This is a genomic window from Rhodococcus sp. LB1, from assembly GCF_001583455.1.
In the GTDB taxonomy this organism is placed as follows: Bacteria; Actinomycetota; Actinomycetes; order Mycobacteriales; family Mycobacteriaceae; genus Rhodococcus_F; species Rhodococcus_F opacus.
Genome location: NZ_LTCZ01000085.1, coordinates 1 through 18571, shown reverse-complemented (window position 1 = coordinate 18571; position 18571 = coordinate 1). Strand labels below are relative to the sequence as shown.

General features: G+C 65.9%; 14 protein-coding genes. 4 read left to right on the top strand and 10 right to left on the bottom strand.

Translation table 11 applies throughout. The features are described from left to right. Positions 1-16 precede the first annotated feature (16 nt). From AZG88_RS51675 to AZG88_RS15085, 10 genes are all read right to left on the bottom strand, one after another. Positions 17-181 (bottom strand): hypothetical protein, encoded by a 165-nt coding sequence (locus AZG88_RS51675; RefSeq protein WP_156517490.1) that lies wholly within the window; start codon positions 179-181, stop codon positions 17-19. 165 nt (positions 182-346) lie between these two features. Next, on the bottom strand, positions 347-1798 hold the full coding sequence (locus AZG88_RS15125; protein WP_063886809.1) for an MFS transporter: 1452 nt from the start codon (positions 1796-1798) through the stop codon (positions 347-349). Positions 1799-2091: 293 nt separating this feature from the next. Then, positions 2092-2454, bottom strand: coding sequence for a hypothetical protein (locus tag AZG88_RS15120; RefSeq protein WP_061698161.1), 363 nt, complete (start codon positions 2452-2454; stop codon positions 2092-2094). 290 nt (positions 2455-2744) lie between these two features. Further along, positions 2745-4100, bottom strand: a complete 1356-nt coding sequence (locus AZG88_RS15115) for an MFS transporter (RefSeq protein ID WP_061698160.1) — start codon at positions 4098-4100, stop codon at positions 2745-2747. Between the two features lie 764 nt (positions 4101-4864). Continuing rightward, entirely contained in the window at positions 4865-6205 is a 1341-nt protein-coding gene (locus AZG88_RS15110) for an amidase (protein ID WP_156517489.1), read from the bottom strand. A 293-nt stretch (positions 6206-6498) separates the two neighbouring features. Next, a complete protein-coding gene (locus AZG88_RS54995) occupies positions 6499-7623 on the bottom strand; it encodes an acyl-CoA dehydrogenase family protein (RefSeq protein WP_061698159.1) in 1125 nt (374 codons plus the stop codon). Between the two features lies 1 nt (position 7624). After that, the gene (locus AZG88_RS15100) at positions 7625-8458 is read right to left on the bottom strand and encodes an enoyl-CoA hydratase/isomerase family protein (protein WP_061042939.1); all 834 of its coding nucleotides are present in this window, start codon (positions 8456-8458) and stop codon (positions 7625-7627) included. 4 nt (positions 8459-8462) lie between these two features. After that, the gene (locus AZG88_RS15095) at positions 8463-9407 is read right to left on the bottom strand and encodes an acyl-CoA dehydrogenase (protein WP_061698158.1); all 945 of its coding nucleotides are present in this window, start codon (positions 9405-9407) and stop codon (positions 8463-8465) included. After that, entirely contained in the window at positions 9404-10333 is a 930-nt protein-coding gene (locus AZG88_RS15090; RefSeq protein WP_061698157.1) for an acyl-CoA dehydrogenase family protein, read from the bottom strand. The genes AZG88_RS15095 and AZG88_RS15090 overlap by 4 nt, the downstream gene beginning before the upstream one ends. 2 nt (positions 10334-10335) lie before the next feature. Next, positions 10336-11481, bottom strand: coding sequence for an acyl-CoA dehydrogenase family protein (locus AZG88_RS15085; protein ID WP_061698156.1), 1146 nt, complete (start codon positions 11479-11481; stop codon positions 10336-10338). 1160 nt (positions 11482-12641) lie between these two features. On the opposite strand from AZG88_RS15085, the gene AZG88_RS15080 reads away from it, so the two are divergent. From AZG88_RS15080 to AZG88_RS15065, 4 genes are all read left to right on the top strand, one after another. Then, positions 12642-14183 carry a class I adenylate-forming enzyme family protein gene (locus tag AZG88_RS15080; RefSeq protein ID WP_061698155.1) on the top strand — a complete coding sequence of 514 codons (1542 nt, stop codon included), beginning with the start codon at positions 12642-12644 and terminating at the stop codon, positions 14181-14183. A 344-nt stretch (positions 14184-14527) separates the two neighbouring features. After that, a complete protein-coding gene (locus AZG88_RS15075) occupies positions 14528-16018 on the top strand; it encodes an MFS transporter (RefSeq protein WP_061698162.1) in 1491 nt (496 codons plus the stop codon). A gap of 295 nt (positions 16019-16313) precedes the next feature. Further along, the gene (locus tag AZG88_RS15070; RefSeq protein WP_061042945.1) at positions 16314-17240 is read left to right on the top strand and encodes a cyclase family protein; all 927 of its coding nucleotides are present in this window, start codon (positions 16314-16316) and stop codon (positions 17238-17240) included. Between the two features lie 395 nt (positions 17241-17635). Beyond that, entirely contained in the window at positions 17636-18106 is a 471-nt protein-coding gene (locus AZG88_RS15065) for a MaoC family dehydratase (RefSeq protein ID WP_061042946.1), read from the top strand. Positions 18107-18571 lie beyond the last annotated feature (465 nt).

The following is an 18571-nucleotide window of genomic DNA, read 5'->3' as shown; positions in this document are numbered from 1 at the left end:
ATCGGTGCATTCGGGTTTAGGGGTTCCGATCCGAGTTGTTACGCCGCCCCTGGTATTCAAAGCCGCGGGCCGCATGAGCGGCGCTGGCGGGGTCGTCGGTGATGACCGCGGCCTCGTCGACGATGGTGGAGCTGTGGGACCGCTTGCGGAGCCGATGGCCGCCCGCCTGTTGGTGACTCACGTTTGTATGCGGGTTCGGCGATGACAGGACACGGCCATAGTGTCTACGTAGTACGCGGGTGATTGGGAGATGGCTTGCGCGCACCGCGGCCAGCGAGGCATTGACGAGGAGACGTCACGGCACTCAGCGGCAGCGCCACAGGTGGTCCGTTGACCGCGGTTGGTGCTATTTTCCGCTTTCGAGCGATTTCAGGGGCGACAGGTCATCACGCTCTCTTTCGTGCTTGGGAATCGCGACCGCAAGGGCCGCGCCGAGCAGTGCAGATCCTGCCGCGACGAGAAACGCGATAGTGAATCCGCTCGCGGAGTAGAGCACTTCGTGTTCGCCCACCGACAGCACGTGTGCCCCGAGTACTGCGAAGCCGATTGTGGAGAGCAGTCCTCCGGAGAGTGCCTGTGCCATGCCGGTGCAGTTGGCGCCCACCGCGCGTTCGTCTTCGGGCAGACCGCTGAGGATCAGATTCGGGATCGCCGCGTAGATCATCGAACCGAACCCGATGATCGCATAGGCCACGATCACGACGGCGGCCGTGCGGGGCACCGACGCCAGCACTATCGCCCCGACACCGATCAGGGTGGCGCCGAGGATCAGGTGCCGGCGGAATCCGATACTGTTCGCGGTGAGCCCGACGAAGATGCCGCCGAGAATGATCAGTGTCCCGCCGGGGAGCATCCACCAGGCCATCTCGGTGACGGACAACCCGAACCCGTAGGGCGCCGCATCGGGCGGGTTGTGCAAGAACATCGGCAGCATGCTCGAGATGAGAGTCGTTGCACCGTAAGCGATGCCACCGGACAGTAGGACCAGGCCGACTTTCCGGTTCGCGATCGTGTCGAGGCTGATCAGCGGCTCGGCGCACCGTCGTTCCCAGACCGCCCAGCCGGCGAGGCTGACGACGGCGGTGGCGAAGCACGCGACGGTGCGGAGATCGGTCCACTGCCAGATGCCGCCCCGCGAGAGGCCGAGCATCAGAGTGAACAGCCCCAGCGTCAGGAGCGCCGCACCCAGCCAGTCAACCGACGCCGTGGCTCGGATCGGTGTCTCCGGCACGAACAGCAGTGCCAGGATCCCGCCGGCGGCGCAGAGCGCGAAGGAGAACCAGAACACCGCGCCGACGCCGATATGATCGATCAGCAGACCGGACGTCAGTGGCGCGACGACCGTGACGATGCCCACCCCGGTGTTCGCGAGGCTGATTGAAAGCGGTTGCAGTCGTGAAGGGAAGATGTCTCGGATGAGGGAATAGCCGAGCGCGGTGAAGGCGAACCCGACGCCGGCGAGGAACCGACCGGCGATCAAGATCGGGAACGTCGGCGCGACTGCGGAAACCATCGCACCCAGGCTGGCGATGCCTGCGGTGATCACCAGGATGCGCTTCTTGCCGTAGATGTCGGCGAGTTTGCCAAGGATGGGGGAGGAGACCGCCGCTGAGAGCACGAGTGCAGTCATCACCCAGATCACGTGGGTGGTCCGGAATCGCTCGGCGATGGCCGGTAGCGCCGGGGCGAACAGACCGAAGGCGAGCGCGGCCTGCTCGGTGAGCAACAGCAGGATCGCCAGGATCCCGACCCAGCGGGCGGTCGACCGTTTCGGTCCGGTGGCCGGAGGGTGAGCCATGTCGTCGCCGATAATGTGTGTTGCGTTATTGGTCTCTGTCGAGTTGTACAAGCGTCACCACCAGTGGGTAAGGCGTGGAATACGCCAGAGGTAATTGGTCAGCGTTAAGGTCTGCTGCTCACCGTGTCCGCGCCGCTACGTTGTGCCGCACGCTGGGTACGTCAGTTGCAAGCACGGATCGGGCGGCTCCGTGGAATGGAGTTGCGGGGCGGGGTCGGGTGATTTCGGATGGGTTCTCGGGACGGCACCACGGTTCGGGGCTGGAGTTCGCGCCTTCGTCGAGAGTCGGCTCATCAGGTTGACGATGTTTCGCTCGCTACGGCAGTTGGATCCGGGTGGGGGTACACGGCCGCGAATTCGCGGGTTATCGTCAGGTCGTATTCGGCGTCTTCTACTGTCTGCCAGAGCTTGTCGACAAACCGGTGCGGTGCCATGCCAAATTTCTGGAAGATTTCCTCGGCAGGTGCTCCGCCGTACGGCGCCCAGATCAGAGCAAACCGAAGAATTTCTGCCGCCTCGCCGGTGAGGTGGTGCGGATTCTGTCGCGCCAGCCTCTCCCGGAGCTTTCGACACCGGTACCTCCGTAGCTGACCGTCGATCGCCGCCTGGTGGTTCGTCTGGACCGCGGCGGTGTGGGGCCGGTGGTCGGTGTTCATCGCTGTTCCTGATCGTGGTGTTTTGTTTCCGCGCGTGTGATTCATATGCGAGGTGCGGGAGCAGACGGGGTGGTCTAATCACACCCAACCCCGAACAGGGTTCCGATTCCCGACCGTGAGAACGGACCGGGTTGTCTCAGGCATCAGGGGTCTGATGCGTGTGAGTGTTTGGCGTAGTTCGCAAGTGTGCAGATGATGGTCCTCACGTGCCGTGGTTTCACACGCTCGCGGATGGGTTTCACGGACGCGACAGTCGTGATGATTCGTGGATTATGTTTCGGGACAGGGTTTCAGAGTGGATCGGTGGTGAGGTCGCGTCCGCGGGGTTCGACTATCTGGCACATCGCGACGATGGTGACGACGGACGTTACTGCAATGATGACGCTGAGCGGCAGGCTCGACCCCCCGGACATCGCGAGGAGGCTGCTCGCGATCAACGGTGTGAAACCGGCCCCGATCAGGCTGGCCAACTGGTAGCCCAGAGACACCCCGGTGTAGCGAACGCCGGTTCCGAACATCTCTGAAAGCAACGGTGCGAGAGGGGCATACATGAGGTTCTGTAGCAGTTGCGCGAACATCAGACCAGCTATCATCACGACGAGGGAACCGGTATTGATGAGCGCATACAGTGGGAGGGCGAACAGGACGGCACCGACGGCGCCCACCAGGCTCACCGCGCGCCGTCCCACCCGATCCGAGAGCGCGGACAGCAGGGGAATGCAGATCAGTGAGACCACCGACGTGAACAGCAGCGCCCGCATCACTTCGGCCTGGCCGTAGCCGATGCCGGTGGCGTAGGCGATGATTTGGGAATTGATCAGGGCGGTCAACGCGAACGGCCCAATTCCTACCGCACAGGCCAGGATGAGCGAGCGCGGCTCTCGCAGGATCTGCAGCACGGGCGCCTTGGCCTGCGCGCCGGGCTTCGCCTTCTCCGCCGCCCCCTCGAACACCGGACTTTCGGCCACACTCACCCGAACGTAAAGCCCGATTAGCAGCAGCACTGCGCTCACCAGGAAGGGCAGCCGCCAGCCCCATGAGTAGAAGCTTCCGTCCGGCAGCAGGCTGACCAGGGTGACCGCCAGCGTCGAGAACAGCATGCCGATCGGGGATCCGAGTTGCATGATCCCGGTCCACGTGCCGCGGCGTCGGGCGTCGGCGTGCTCGGCGACCATGAGCGCGGCTCCACCCCACTCGCCCCCGACCGCGATACCCTGCACCACCCGCAGCGCCACGAGGAGCACCGGTGCCAGGACGCCGATCGACCCGTAGGTGGGGAGGACGCCGATGAGGAAGCTGGCGACCCCCATCAACATCATCGTCACCATCAGCATCGACTTCCGGCCGAGCCGGTCGCCGAAGTGCCCGAACAGAAGTCCTCCGAGCGGTCGTGCGACATAGCCGGCAGCGAGGGTGCCGAACGCTGCAATGGTTGATACGGCCGGGTTCGAGGACGGAAAGAACAACCGCCCGAACACCAACGCGGCCATGGTGCTGTACAGCAGGAAGTCGTAGTACTCGATGACGGTGCCCAGGAGGCTGGACAGGGCCACCTTGCGGAGCTGTGCGTGCCGGCTGTCCGCCCGAACGGACTCGTCGTGCGATGGTGCAGCTTCAGTGATCTGTCGGTGCTGTTGGGGATTCATGCAGGACTCCCAGCGGTCGGGGATTGAGGATTGGGGTGAGGCGCGAAATTTCGTGGGCGGACGCGTCGTCGTGCGGCTGTGTTGCGCTTGCAATGCGGGCCCGGGGTCCGTCGATTTCGTGTTCCGGCACCGGCACATCGCGCCTGGATCCACTCACCGCGTCGACGGGCCGTGCGCCTCTTGTCGATTGCTCCTAGCGCAAGGAGCGCCAACATCCACACGGGTCGCGGTTGACGATAACGAGGTCGGGGGCGGTCCAGGTGCCCGCCGCGATCCGGCCTACGGCGGTGGGACGTGTGGTGCGGAAGTCCGAACTATTTGTGTGCAAGGTGTCCTCTCGGTGTCGTGGCGCGGTGGGTCGGCTGCCGATTGGGGCCGAACTCGCTCGTTCGCCCACGTCGTCCGCTCGACCCGTCTGACCGGACTTGACCCGGTCGCCTGTAGGAGATGGCACATCGGTTGGTCCCAACGGCATGGTTCAGGGCATTGATTACGAGGTTATGATCCGACATTGCGAGCCAACTGTGCGAAACATCACTAAACAGTATCCTCTTCTAGTGGGTCCGGCAACCTTGAAACGGGAGGAAAGTGATCCAGCCAAGGGATCTCGTGCGCGCACGGGCTAGACAGGGCCACGATCTCGGGAAGCGCGACGATGGCGGTTGCCGGGCCCTCGGGTTGTGACGTGGCGCCGACCGGGCGCGGTTCGACCGACACCGCGCGGACGGACTGCCGGTGGTGTGGCAGTTCGGATGTCGCGCGGGTTACTGGGTGGTCCAGTCCTGGGCCTGTTCGTAGGCGTGCGCCGCGCGATAGATCGTAGGTTCGTCGAAGTGTCGCCCGACGAGCATCATGCCGACCGGAAGACCGTCACGGAGGGCGCAGGGAACGGTTATGGCAGGGTGGCCCGTGGCGTTGAAGGGGCAGGTGTTGACGGCTCGGTGGGTGATCACCTCGCGGGGCGAGTCCTCCGACGGGAGCGGTGTCGCCTTCATCGGCATGGTCGGCAACAAAAGGAGGTCGTGGCGACCGAGCGCCTCGTCGTAGGCGCCGCGTAGGGTGCGCACCAGGTTGAGCGCCTTGCTGTAGAGCTGGCCGCCGTATCGGCGGCGGAACAGGGCGCCGCCGATCATGGTGATCTTCACCGATTCGCTGAATTCGTCGGCGTGGTCGCGCCAGCCTCGCGTGGCGTCGAGGAGGCCGGTGCCGTGGTGGTGCCAGTTGGCGGTGAGCCCCGCCTCGAACATCAGCTGTGGCGGAGCGCCTTCCAGAATGATCGGGGCGACGATGTCGGGTCCGAGGGCATGTGCCGGTACAGAGATCTCCACGACCGTGGCGCCGAGTCGATGCAACGAGTCGGCAGCGGCCCGGACGGCGGCATCGACATCGGGTTCGGAAGCCGCGGTGCCGAATCCCTCGCGGAGTACCCCGACCCGAAGCCCGGCACACTCGCCGGTCAGTGCCTGCCGGTAGGGGTGGGTGATCAGATTGTGCTGGCGGGGGTCGAGCTCGTCCTCACCGGCGAGGACCTCGAGCATCAGCGCGTTGTCGGCCACGTTCGTGGTGATCGGGCCCGCGTGGTCGAAGGTGGCCTCCACTGGTGCGATCCCGGTATAGGGGACGAGGCCGTGGGTGGGTTTGAGTCCATAGGCACCCGACCATGAGGCGGGCATGCGGATCGAGCCGCCCTGGTCCCCGGCTAGCGCCATGTCCACCTCGCCGGCGGCGACGAGCGCGCCGCAGCCGGAGGAGGAGCCGCCCGAGCTGCGCTGGTGGTTGTGCGGATTCCGCACGGGACCAGCAGCACAGGTGTGGGAGCCGCCGGAGAACGAGAAGCCTTCGCAATGGGCCTTGCCGGCGATGACCGCGCCGGCGTCGAGCAACCGAGTCACGACGGTGGCGTCCTGGCTCGGGGTGAATCCGCGTAGCATTGCGGCCCCGTGCATCATCGGCACCCCGGCCAGGCACACGCTGTCCTCGAGGGCGACCGTGCGCCCGGCCAATGGCCCGTCGGTGCGGGTCTGCACGCGACACTGGACATACCAGGCACCGAGCGGGTTGTCGGCCGGTTCGTGCCAGCTGCGATCTGCCTCCCGCGTGTCCAGCGCCGTGGCGGCTCATGGCCGCCACCGCGCGGTAGGCGTTGACGTTGCCTGCGAGAGCGGCGAGGTAGGCATCGCAGTCGGCGTCGTTCAGGCGCAGCCCGACCTCGGCGGCGGCAGCGCGCACTTCGTCGCGGCCGAGGTCGGCGATGGTGGTGTGGTTGTCGCTGGCTTCGGTGACGGTCATGGTGACTTTCGCGGTTGACGGGCAATTGACGGAGAGATGCGACGGCCCGAGTTGCCGTCGCAACGACCGGGCTCGACTGAGACGTCGGATGAAGCCGCCGTGGTGGCGGTTAGAGCGTGCTGTCCAGATGCAACGACTGCCGGGCGATCACGCCGCGCATGACCTCGGAAGTGCCGCCGCCGATGGTCTCCAGAATCGCCTGGCGCCACATGAATTCGACATCAGTGCCTCGAACCAGTGCCTCCGGTGTCCCGAACTCCATCGCGGCTCGGGCGATGTCCTGGCACAGGATGGTGCCGGCGAGCTTGTGATACGCCGCGGCCACCGCCGAGGGTTCGCCGGCGGTGACCTCGCCGAGGAGTGCGAGTGATAACGCCTCGACTTCCATGACCTTGACCGCGAGATCCGACAGCCGCTGCGTCACCAGGGGTGTGTCGTCGAGGCCGTTCTTCTCGACCCAGTCGATGAGGTCCTCGAGGTCGCGGCGCACTCGTTTCGGTGGGAACTGCACGTGCCGTTCGACGGCGAGGGCCGAACCGACGACCTGCCAGCCGTGGTTTTCCTCGCCGACCCGATTCTCGACGGGCACCTCGACATGGTCGAACCGGACCTCGTTGAGGCGGCCACCCTCGAGTGTCGGGATCGGTGAAATGGTGATGCCGGGGGAGTCGAGCGGCACGATGAACACGCTGAGCCCACGGGAGCGGCTGCCCGCGTCCCCGGTGCGGGCGAGCAGCCAGATGTTGTCGGCCCAATGGGCATTGGAGGTCCAGCATTTGGCCCCGTCGATGCGATACACCTCACCGGCGCGGGTGGCGCGGGTGCGCACGGCGGCAAGGTCGGAGCCGGCGTCGGGCTCGGAGTAGCCGAGGCAGAAGTTCATGGTGCCGGCGCGCAGCGCGGGGAGGTAGCGGTCGTGCTGGTCGGGGGTCCCGTGCGTCATCAACGCCTTGGCGACCAGACCCGGCCCCATCGGAGGTCGCGCGATCCGCGCATACGCCATCTCGTCCCACAGGATGAACTCGTAGACTGGCGGCATTCCGCCGCCGCCGAATTCGACCGGCCAGGACAGCGAGAGCCAGCCACGCTCACCGAGTTCCCGGTAGACCTGCTCCACGGCCTTCCAAGCATCGACTCCGCGGTGGAAGTATCCGTCGACACCGCGGAACTTGTCGAGGAGGTCGAGTACCTCGCTTCGGAACTGTTCTTCCTGCGGCGAGAATCCGAAGTCCATGTCAGGCCTCCGGGCGTTCGGGGGTGGTCCAGTTCGGTGGGCGCCGTTCGCTGAAGGCGCGCGGGCCCTCCTTAGCGTCCGGGTGCGCCCAGTGCATGCGCAATAACGCCCAGCCGTACTCGCAGGCCTGGGTGTATCCCATCTCCAGCGAGTTCCAGATCGCCTGCTGGGACAGCGACACCGCGGCCGGGGAGTTCTTTACGATGCTGCTCGCGATCTGCTCCGCGGTGTCCATCACCTCATCCGGTGCGACCAACTCGTCGACCAACCCCAGCTGGTACGCGCGCCCGGCGGGCAGCCGATAGTCCCGGCCCATCAGGGTCATCCGTAGCGCGGTCCCGAGGGGCAGGCGCTTGGCCAGCCCGATATTCTCCATCGCCCCGACCAGGCCGACGTTGACGTGGGTGTCCATAAAGCTGGCGGTGTCCGCGGCCACGACGATGTCGGCGTCGACGACGAAGTGCAGCCCGGCACCGGCGACCAGCCCGTTGGCCGCACAGATCACCGGCTTCCACACCCGATTCTGACGCGGCGACCAGTACACCTCGTCGGTAAGCGGGCCGGTTCCGGTGCTCATGCCGCCACGGGAGGCGACCGCGTCCACGTCGGCCCCCGTGCAGAAGTGTCGATCGCCGGCACCGGTGACGATAGCCGCGCGGATCCATGGGTCATCGCGGACCTCACCCCAGATGTGCTTCATCACGGGCATCATCGTGCCTGTCAACGAGTTTCCCTTGTGGGGGCGGTTGAGGGTGATGTAAGCGATGTGATCACGCTTTTCGAACAGCACCTCGGGGGCCGTCGACTTTGCTGCTTCCTCGACTTGCTGGCTCATGCTTCTACCTCTCTGCGGAAAATGCTGTCAAGACTCGCTTCCCGAGCCCGGAGTCCGCATCCGTCAGCAGGGTGATCTGCCGGATACGTTGGGTCACATGACCGATCGGTCCCTCCACGGTGTATCCGATGGCGCCGAGGGTTTGATGCGCGGCGAAGGCGGCGCTCATCGCGGCCCTCGACGCGGACAGCCGCGCCGCCGCCGCGAGACCGGCGCCGTTCGCGGGTGCGGTGTCGACGGCGCGGGCGGCGACGATAGCCAGTTTCTCCGAGGCCTCGAGCTCGAGGGCAGCGTTGACCAGCGGATGCGCGACCGCCTGGAACGACCCGATGCTCCGGCTGAACTGCTCGCGGCTGCGCGCGTGGTCGACCGCGGTGTCCAGGACGCGCCGCCCGGCACCCACGGCGTACCCGGCCACCGCGAGGTGGTAGAGGTCGGCGGCGGCCGGGACACGATCGAGGAGCCGTTCCCGATCCACCGAAACGCGACCCCACGGTTCGTTGCCGAGCGTGTCCTTCGGCTCCACCTCGCCGACCCGCCGCGCCAGCCACGCCCCGTCGCCGGCCCATTCGATGAACACCTCGGCGACCGCCGCCCAGGGCATGAGCGGCGGAACCCCGAGCGACACCAGTTCGGCTCCCGCGACGAGTGCACCGGACCGGTCTTCGGGCAGCGCGTGTGCGGCGAAGAAGGTCGCCGCCACCGGTCCGGGTGCCGCTGCCCGGCCGAGTTCGATACTCGCCGCGACGATCTCGCCCGCCCCGCCCTCCTCCGAGGGCATCGCCAGGGCGAAGATTCCGAGGTCGGCCAGGCCGGTCCAGAATCCGATCGGGAAACGCGCACCGAGTCCGCGCTGGATGTCCTCGGTGCACCGGGTTCGGCAGTAGCCGCGCACCGTCTCCGCCAGTGCCTGCTGGTCCGGGGTCAACCCCGCGGGTCGGTCCATCATGCGGGCACGCCCCAGCGTGCGGTGACCAGCGCCCGCCGATGCCCGCGCAACCCACCCAGCTCGGTCCGAAGGGACTGCAGGCGTAGCGTGTAGAGGTGTAGATCGTGCTCCCGGGTGAGGCCGATGGCCCCCATGATCTGGTGCGTCTCCCGCGTCAGCCGGCCCAGGGCGGCCATCGTGTGCGCCGCCGCGGTGGCCGACGCCTCCGCGGGTGCGTTATGGAAGGCCGCTTCGTAGGTGAGCCAGCGGGCCCCCTCGACGAGGATGGTCAGTTCGGCCAGGCGGTGCTGCAGCGCCTGGAACGACCCGATCGCACGTCGGAAGGTCTGCCGGTCCTTGGCGTACTGGACCGCGATGTCCAGTGCCTGCTGCATCATCCCGACCGCCTCGGCGGACGCGCCCACACGCCACCAATTGAGCATGGTCGCCGCCGTTCCCGGGGCCAATTCGAGTTCCTTGTCGGCCGGGCCGAGCCGTCCCAATGAGAACCCGTACGCCGAGGGCACCGCGGCGTCGGTGCTCGCCGTCGACGCCGACAGTGTGCACCGATCCGGTCCGGCGACCAGGATCGAGGTGGCCTCCGCCGCGAACCGGACGGGCCGGTCCGCACCGTCCTGGACCAGGGCGAGTGGGCCCTCACGCGGTGCGATCCCGAGCGCGGGCAACACCAGCAGGTGCGCCGCGGCGGCGATCGTGCCCAGGTTCGCGCCGATCCGCTCCACCGCGAGCGTCGCCCCGAGCGGACCCACACTGTCCTCGTCGAACAGGTCGAAGAAGTCGGCGACCCGCAACTCTCGTTCGAGGGCGTGGTCATAGCCTTCGACCGAGGCGAGTTTGCGGCATCGCTCCACCCCGGCATGCCGGCCGAGCAGTGTATCGAGCGCGTCCAGGATAGGACGCTGTGTTTGCGAGAGTTCGAAATCCATGTCTATTCCTTCGGCATTCCCAGGATAAGGCGCGATATCAGGTTGAGCTGGACCTCGTAGCTGCCGGCCGCGATTCCGGCGCCGAGAGAGTTGCGGAACTGGGCGTCACCGAGGGAGTGCTCGACCAGGGCTTCGCTCCCCATGACGTCCAACGCCAGGTCTCCGACCGCGCGCTCGGCCTGCACCATCGCCGCGCGTGCCTGATAGGCCAGCGGGGATGGTTCCTTCTGCTTGGCGCGTTCGTCGATCACGCGGTACACCAGAACCCTCGCGGCCTCACACAACGCCCGCGCCTCGCCGAACTGCTCCTGGACTCCGGGGTCGGCCAACTCGCCACGGTCCGTGGCCCACTCGGCGAGCCCGTCGAGTACGAGGGCGGCCCGCGCATAGCGTGGCGCCCCGACCCGCTCATAGGCGAGGGTACGTCGGACGATGTTCCAGCCGGTGTTTTCCTCGCCCAGCAGGGCGCCCGTGGGCAGCCGCACGTCGGTGAGGAATACCTCGTTGAACGAATGCTCGCCGACCAGGCAGTCGATTCGCCGGACCTCGACGCCGGGTGTTTCCATCGGCAACAGGAACACCGAAATGCCGTTGCGGCCGTCCGCCGTGGATCCGGTGCGCGCCAGCAGGAAACAGTAGTCGGCGGCGTTCGCGTACGAGGTCCAGATCTTCTGGCCGTTGATGACGAACTCGTCACCGTCTCGGACCGCGCGAGTCTTCAACGATGCCAGGTCGGTTCCGGCCTCGGGCTCGGAAAATCCCTGGCACCAGTACACTTCTCCCCGCGCGATCGGCGGGAGCAGTGCCTGTTTCTGCTCGTCGGTCCCGTATTTGATGATGGCTGGGCCGACCCAGTTGACGTTCATGTACTGCGGTCCGCGCGGTTCGCCCCGCTTCCACATCTCCTCGCCGAGCACGAAGTGCTGCCAGGCGCCCTGACCGCCGCCGCCGTACTCGGTTGGCCAGTGTGGGGTCAGCCAGCCCTTGTCGGCCAGCTTGCCGACGAACTTTTGCGAGAAGTCGGTGTAGACGGCGCTGCCGAGCCCGGTTCCGTCGGAGCGGTGCCATGCCCCGGTCAACTCGGTGTCGAGGAAATCGACGAGTTCCCCGCGGAAGGCGGTGTCTTGCGGGCTCCATGCGAATTCCATCAGCTCGCCTCCTCGCGGCGGGGCGGAAAATACTGCCCCCTGGCTGGGACACTCTGGGTGCACTCCACGTGAGTTTGCTCCTAACGTGATGACAACGGTCGACGTGCGGCGCGGGATCCTGCAGTCGAGGATACTGATTACCGCACTTGTTTGCGTGAATGACGCATTTATGAGTACTCGATACGTAAAACCGTATACTCAATATGTGGGCGGGGCAAGTGGCTGGGCTCGCCCGGCTGTGATTGCGGAGCGGCCGGTGGGCAGCTGTTAGCGGACGGCCGGAGAGAGTTCGTCGGCCAGTTCGTCACCGAACGCAGCGGCCACCCGCCCCGGCGACCGGCGCGTGCTGAACGGCGTGCTCGGCGGGCTCGGGCGGACATATGATCGAGGGCAATCGCCCATCGGTCCGCACCACATGCCCGGCGATTGGTGCGGGGTCCTCGCTCAGCAAACGCGACGATAGCCGCACCTCCGGCGTCCGGACCGGGCGGACCCGGGCCGGTCGGCGTACCGTCGGCCCACTGCTCGGTAATCGCGGTCGCGCCACCGGGTCCGCCTGCATACCCGGACTCCTGTGGATCTTCGTCCCCGCATGTCGGCGATCCGAGGCGAGCGCCGGAGATTATGATGACGATCGATCCGGACCCTGGCCGCGCAGGACATTGAGTATATTGATTCCGCAGAACGGAACCCGGGAGTGGTGACGTCCACGGTTCGGCGCACCCGCCTCGACCTGCTACCCCTGCGATCCGGAATGAACGACCCCGGCGTTGTGGATTACCTCCTCAGCGGCCCCGAACCGGGTGCGGCACTGCCGCATCAGGGCGGAGGCCACCCCCCCGTGAGCGACCGAAGCGACGTGGGCGAGGGCGGGCGGTGCCGCCCCTTGCGTAGGGTCTCGTCGAGGGCCGTTTCGGCCGCGGCCCTGTTGATGTCGGTGACCACAATGGATGCGCCCTCAGTTGCGACGCGGTCGCGTGGGCGTAGGCGGTCCAGCGCCGGTCACGATGGCAGATCCTCGTCGAACAACCTGCCCGACTTTCCTGCCATGCCTAGGTCTTCCAGTCGGCGGCTCGATGAGTATACTCAATTCGACCGATTGAGCTCGGCTCCGGCCGAGGAGCCCGCGCTCGAGGCGCGAGGCGGTGACGAAAAGGAGAATGCGCGTGCACGCAGAGTTGACCCTGCCCTCCTGGCTTCGGTCGATCGGGACACAGCCACACGGGGCGCATCGACGCGCGCTCCGGGACGAATGCGGCGAGCTCACCTACGCCGGCCTCACCGATGCCATGGACGGCGTTGGCGCGGGGCTGCTGAATTCAGGACTGCGGCCCGGCGATCGGGTCGTGACCGCGATGGAGCCGTCGATTCCGCACACGGTGGTGATCCTCGGAGCGATGGCGGTCGGGCTGGTAGCGGCGCCGCTCAACATCCGGCTCACCGCCGTGGAGTCGCGCGCGTACCTTGTGGCGCTCGAACCGAGCGTCGTCGTCGCCGATCCCGCGTACGCCGACCTCGCCCGTCAGACGGGCCACCGTGTCATCGAGTTGCCGGCGGCCGCCGCGACGACCGAGATCACCGAACGGCTGGCGCCCCTGCACACCCCGACGCGAAACCTGACCCCGGTGCCGGAATTCTCCCCGGCCATAATCTTCCCGACCGGGGGCACCACCGGTTCCCCGAAGGGCGCGTTCCATACCCATCGCAGCCTGTGGCTGTGGCTCAACACCTGCGCCCATGGCAATCCCCGCACGCCGGCGGACGTCGAGCTATGCTTCTCGCCCTTCTTTCACATCACCCTCGGAACCAGCGTGCTGACACCGCTTTTCGCCGGTGGCGAGGTCTGGATCCACCGGCGTTTCGACGCCGCCGCCGCCCTGGCGGCCATCGACGACGGGGCCAGCCGGCTGATGGGGGCACCCACCATGTTCACCGCTCTGCGTGAGCACGGCATGTTCGCCTCCACCGACCGGGAGAAGGTGACGGCAATACGCTACGGTTCGGCACCGTCCACTGGCGACTTCGTCCGCGATCTGCTCCGGGACTTCCCGAACGCCCGGATTCGGGCCGGCTTCGGTGCCACCGAGTTCGGGTCGGTAATCGGTTTCGATCACGAAGATCTCCTGGCCGGTCGCTTCGCCGGCGTCGGGTGTCCGCTGCCCGGGGTCGTGGTTCGGATACTGGGGGACGATGGCCTCGAGGTCGGCGGCGGCGAGATCGGCGAGTTGGTCGTGTCGTGCCCGTGGCAGACCCAGGGCTACTTCGGTCTGCCCGAGGCGACAGCCGAGACGTTTCGGCCCGACGGGGTCCACATCGGCGATCTCGCTTCCCGGACCGAGGACGGGTGGCTCGTCATCGCCGGCCGGAAGAAGGACATGATCATCAGTGGAGGTGAGAACGTCTTTCCCCGCGAGGTCGAGGAGGTTGTCTTGCGCCATCCGCGGGTTGCCGATGCCATTGCGTACGGCCTACCGGACGACTTCTGGGGTGAGCGAGTCGAAGTCGGCGTTGTTCCTACGCCGGGTGCGACGATCGCCGCAGACGAAATCCGCGAATACTGCCGCGACAGCCTTGCGGGATTCAAGATCCCGAAGACGATCCGGCTGCTGGATTCGATTCCTTTGACGCCCAACAACAAACCGGACCGCAGGACCGTGCGTGCTGGGGCGATGGCGGAAGCCCGCCGGGAATCGTCGGCGTGAGTCGCCCAGCGGTGTGATTTGTGCTGGTGCGAACCGGTTCACCGCGCACTGCTGCGGCCTCCGGGCATTGGCTGTTCGGAAGCGTTCACTGACGGTTCTCGGGAACGGATGTGATCGTGACGGCAGAGAGTTCAGTGCTGTCACACAACGAGTTTCAGGCTTCGAATTACTTGCAGGCTTGTTTCCCGCACATCGGGACGGCCTGTCGATGTCACACCGCTTGCCGCTAGCCTGAATTCGTACGAAAAGTGATGTCCGCCATAATCCTCCATCCGGCGGACAGTCCCGAAGTCTGCGGTCGCACTCCTTCATCGGCACACCTCCTCCAGATCGGACAGCCGCCCATGCGTATCGACAACTCCTCCGACACTGCGCACGATTGCGATGAGGGCGGCTGGACACCGCGCCTGATTTGCTCACTGGTCACCATCGTGCTGCTGTTGGAAATGCTCGCCGTCAGCTACATGATGATCTCGATTGCCCTGCCCGAGATCCTCGCGCACTACGAGACCACGCAGGGCGCCTGGTTGTTGACGGCGTTCCTGCTCGTGGGGGCCATCTCCTGCCCGCTGGTCGGTAAGCTCGCAGACATGCACGGCAAACGCCGGTTATTGTTGGCCTGCACCCTGATAGCCGCTCTCGGATCGTTGCTTTCGGCACTCGCCACCACCTATCCGATGCTCATCGCGGGCCGTGCGCTCACCGGCCTGCTGACGCCGTGTCTGTTCTTGAGTTATAGCTTGATCCGCGACGTGTACCCGAAGCGGACCGTGCCGATGGCCGTCAGCATCGCCACGAGCGGCATGGGTGTGATCACGGTTCTCGCCCCCTTCCTCGCCGGTTGGCTGATCGACGGCTTCGGCTACCGCAGTATCTTCTGGTTCGCCGTCATCGGGCTGACCGTGCTGGCCGGGCTCATCGTCCTCACTACCGACGAGTCCTCCATCCGCGCCCACGCTCGTCTCGACCTGATCGGCGCGCCGCTGCTGAGCATCGGCCTGGCAGCCATCCTGGTGGCGATCAGCTTCGGGTCTCGGTGGGGGTGGACTGCACCGTCGACGCTCGGCTGCCTCATCGGTGGCGCCGTTCTGCTGGGTTGTTGGATCGCGTCCGCGCGGGTAGTCCGCGACCCTCTTATCGACCTCCGGGTGCTGCGCCGCCGAACCGTCGCCCTGACCACGGTCGGCGCCGGCGCCTGCTACGGCGCGGGCACCGTGTTTTCGCTGGTGTTGCCGCTGATGTGCATGACACCATCAGTCCTCGGTCTGGGTTATGGATTCGACGTCACGGCAAAAGGTTTCGCGGTCTTCCAGGCACCGTTCGGCGCAGCGACGATGCTGGGCGGGATTCTCGTGGGTGTACTCGTCCGCCGGGTGCACCTGCGCCAGCTCATGGCGGCGGGTCTGCTGATCGAGACTCTCGCCGCGTTGCTGTCAGCAGGGGTACACGATCACAAGATTCTGCTGATCGTCTTCATCGGATTGTTCGGCCTGGGCCAGGGGTTGATCTACGCCTCGATCCCGAACCTGATCATCGCGGCGGTCGCGCCGCAGTTGCAGGCGACATCGGCGAGTATCGTCGCCGTCGCCCAAGCACTCTTCGCGGCGATCGGGCCCATCCTTGCCTTCGTGCTCCTCAACTCCCACATCGCGCTGGCTAAAGAGGGCGAGGTGTTCTACACCGACCGCGGAATCACCCTCGTGTTCGTGCTGTCCGCGACGGTGGCATTGATCGGGGCGGTCGCCGCCTACGCATTGCCCCGGTCCATTCGCGAGCTGACGCTGCCTGATGCCGATGCCCGGACGTCGCCGACACGATCGGCGGCCAACGCCTGACGATTGGCGTCGCTATGCCAGTTCCCGAACTCGACATATCGGAGGAATACCTTCAACGGCATCTGGCGAGAAGCCGGCAAGCAGGGGGCAACCACCCCTCACGATCATTCGAGGTGACACCGCCCTCACATACGGGCACCGGACCCTTCGATATCCGCCGGCAATCGCGCGGCCGCTTCGGCTTCGTTTCACTGATCAAGGCGGTGCCAGTGAGGGTGGAAGAGTTGAAAGTAACTGTGCAGCAGCATCATTGATGCACGACCTATTGTCACGTCACCAACTGGAAGGATCTAGAATGATCACCGCCGTTCCCGTCATGCGTGAACTCGGCCGCAAAGTCCGCAACTGGGGTCGTTGGGGCGCCGATGACGAGCGGGGAACCACGAACCTCATCACACCCGGTCGTGTCGCGGCGGCCGCTGGCCTGGTCCGCACCGGCGAGGTCTTCGATCTCGGTATTCCGCTCGACGGGGACGGGCCGCAGCCAGGCGGATACCGGATCAATCCGATCCGGCTGATGTCGGAGACCGGTCACGAGCAGGTGCTTCCTGGCGGCTTCAAATGGGCCGACGACTACGTGTTCATGCCGCTGCAAGCGGGCTCGCAGTACGACAGCCTCGCCCACGTACATTACGATGAGCAACTTTACAACGGTCATCCCGCGTCCGGGCTGAACGTCAAGGGTGCCGACAAGTGCGGGATCCACACTCAGGCCAAGGGGATCGCCGGCCGTGGAGTATTGCTGGACGTTGCGCGATTCCGCGGTGTGGAGTGGCTGGATCTCGGTTCGGTGATTGGTCCGGATGAGCTCGATATGGTGGCGGCCGCGCAAGGCGTGGAGGTCGGCCCCGGGGACATTTTGCTGATCCGAACCGGTTGGCGGGCAAAGTTCCTCGCCGACCAGGACGCGGCCGGATTCATGGCGGGCGAGCCCGGGCTCGGCTTGGCCTGCGCCTCGTGGCTGCGCGAGCGGGACGTCGCGGTGGTCGGTTCGGACAATTTTGGGGTAGAGGTGATGCCCGGTGAGAACGCCGGGGCAATGTTCGAGCTGCATATGGTGTTGATCCGGGATATGGGGATGACTCTCGCCGAAATGCTGGACCTCGAACAACTGGCCGCCGCCTGCGCCGCCGACGGTGCCTACGACTTCTTCTACACCGGAGCGCCACTGAAGTTCACCCGCGGGGTCGGTTCGCCGATCAACCCGCTTGCCATCCGGTGAGTTCCGAGCTCGCACCACCGCATGGGGGTACCGCGCGTGGGAGACGAGTACGGGGGAGTGGGTGGGGAGGCGTTGGCAGGCCAGACTCGAGAGCCGGTCACGGCCACGGAGCGGGCAACCGATCACGGGCTCACTGAACGCGAGAGAATTTCGCCGACGGCCGCGCGGTTCTGTCCGCCGGGTGATGGGTGAGGAGCCGGGTGCGCAATCAGTCAAGGCCGATAAGCGATCGCCGAGAGCGGTCTCACCGAGGATACCGGCGTTCGACGGATGGGTCAGGACATGGCCAGTACGCCTCGCGGGTAGTGGTGAGATCGAAAAATGCGGGTGTGCCCTATAACTGGAAGGTATCTGAGCGGGTGACGAGAAACCGTGTTTCGGATGGTGACAAGATTATGACGTTTCAGCATGTACCCCGCCGAGCGAACAGCATCGCCGACTTCCGCGCGCTCGTGGGCGTTGAGCTCGGTCCGACCGTTTGGCACCAGATCACCCAGGATCAGATCCGGGCATTCGCGGACATGACGGGCGATCATCAGTGGATTCATGTCGATGAAGAACGCGGGTCCCGCAGCACTTTCGGCTCGACCCTCGCGCACGGGCTGTACGTTCTCTCGCTCGGACCGGGCTTGATGTCCTCGCTCCTGACGTTCGAGGGGTTCTCCCGAAGCCTCAACTACGGATACAACCGCGTGCGGTTTCCGTCACCGACCCCGGTAGGCTCCTCGATCCGCATGCGCGCGATGGTGACCTCAGTGGTCGAGATCGACGGCGGGGCCGACGTCATCACGACCCGCACCTTCGAACGACGCGGCACTACCAAACCCGTCTGCGTGGTCGAGAACGTCGGACGCTACTACGAGTAATCGACCACCCCGCAAACCCGAGCCGCGCGGAGGCAACCATGCTCGGATGGACGACGTCCCGGTCCGCCTCCGCACGCGCCGGATCACCCTAAAATTGCTAAAGAACACACCGGGTACCGATTGATATGCGACGTTTCGTCACGATGCAACTGCTGACTGCACATGACCCCTCCCTCCGGCCCCGGACTATCACAAGGACCCCCGCCCGATCGACACGACCAGCGAGTCGGGCGTGCCCGTCCTCGTCCCGATGGTTGCTGGGGTAACAACAATACCGAGCGGAATCCCGATCCACCGGCCGCGCTCACACCGCACGCATCGCAACCGCGTAGGTCACCTGCCGTGCGATCTCCACCACCCCGGCCCATTCGGACGGGCGGCCGGGTGACGATCATTTCAGCCGGGCGATGATCGAATCCGCATAGCCCTGAAGATGGGCGATCTTAGCCTGAATCCGTGGATCGG

Excerpts from the sequence above, each read along its gene's own strand:
- AZG88_RS15090 (WP_061698157.1), bottom strand. The coding sequence starts at position 10,333 with ATGGATTTCGAACTCTCGCAAACACAGCGTCCTATCCTGGACGCGCTC.
- AZG88_RS15115 (WP_061698160.1), bottom strand. The coding sequence starts at position 4,100 with ATGAATCCCCAACAGCACCGACAGATCACTGAAGCTGCACCATCGCAC.
- AZG88_RS15070 (WP_061042945.1), top strand. The coding sequence starts at position 16,314 with ATGATCACCGCCGTTCCCGTCATGCGTGAACTCGGCCGCAAAGTCCGC.
- AZG88_RS15125 (WP_063886809.1), bottom strand. The coding sequence starts at position 1,798 with ATGGCTCACCCTCCGGCCACCGGACCGAAACGGTCGACCGCCCGCTGG.
- AZG88_RS15095 (WP_061698158.1), bottom strand. The coding sequence starts at position 9,407 with ATGATGGACCGACCCGCGGGGTTGACCCCGGACCAGCAGGCACTGGCG.
- AZG88_RS54995 (WP_061698159.1), bottom strand. The coding sequence starts at position 7,623 with ATGGACTTCGGATTCTCGCCGCAGGAAGAACAGTTCCGAAGCGAGGTA.
- AZG88_RS15080 (WP_061698155.1), top strand. The coding sequence starts at position 12,642 with ATGCGCGTGCACGCAGAGTTGACCCTGCCCTCCTGGCTTCGGTCGATC.
- AZG88_RS15120 (WP_061698161.1), bottom strand. The coding sequence starts at position 2,454 with ATGAACACCGACCACCGGCCCCACACCGCCGCGGTCCAGACGAACCAC.
- AZG88_RS15065 (WP_061042946.1), top strand. The coding sequence starts at position 17,636 with ATGACGTTTCAGCATGTACCCCGCCGAGCGAACAGCATCGCCGACTTC.
- AZG88_RS15075 (WP_061698162.1), top strand. The coding sequence starts at position 14,528 with ATGCGTATCGACAACTCCTCCGACACTGCGCACGATTGCGATGAGGGC.
- AZG88_RS15100 (WP_061042939.1), bottom strand. The coding sequence starts at position 8,458 with ATGAGCCAGCAAGTCGAGGAAGCAGCAAAGTCGACGGCCCCCGAGGTG.
- AZG88_RS15085 (WP_061698156.1), bottom strand. The coding sequence starts at position 11,481 with ATGGAATTCGCATGGAGCCCGCAAGACACCGCCTTCCGCGGGGAACTC.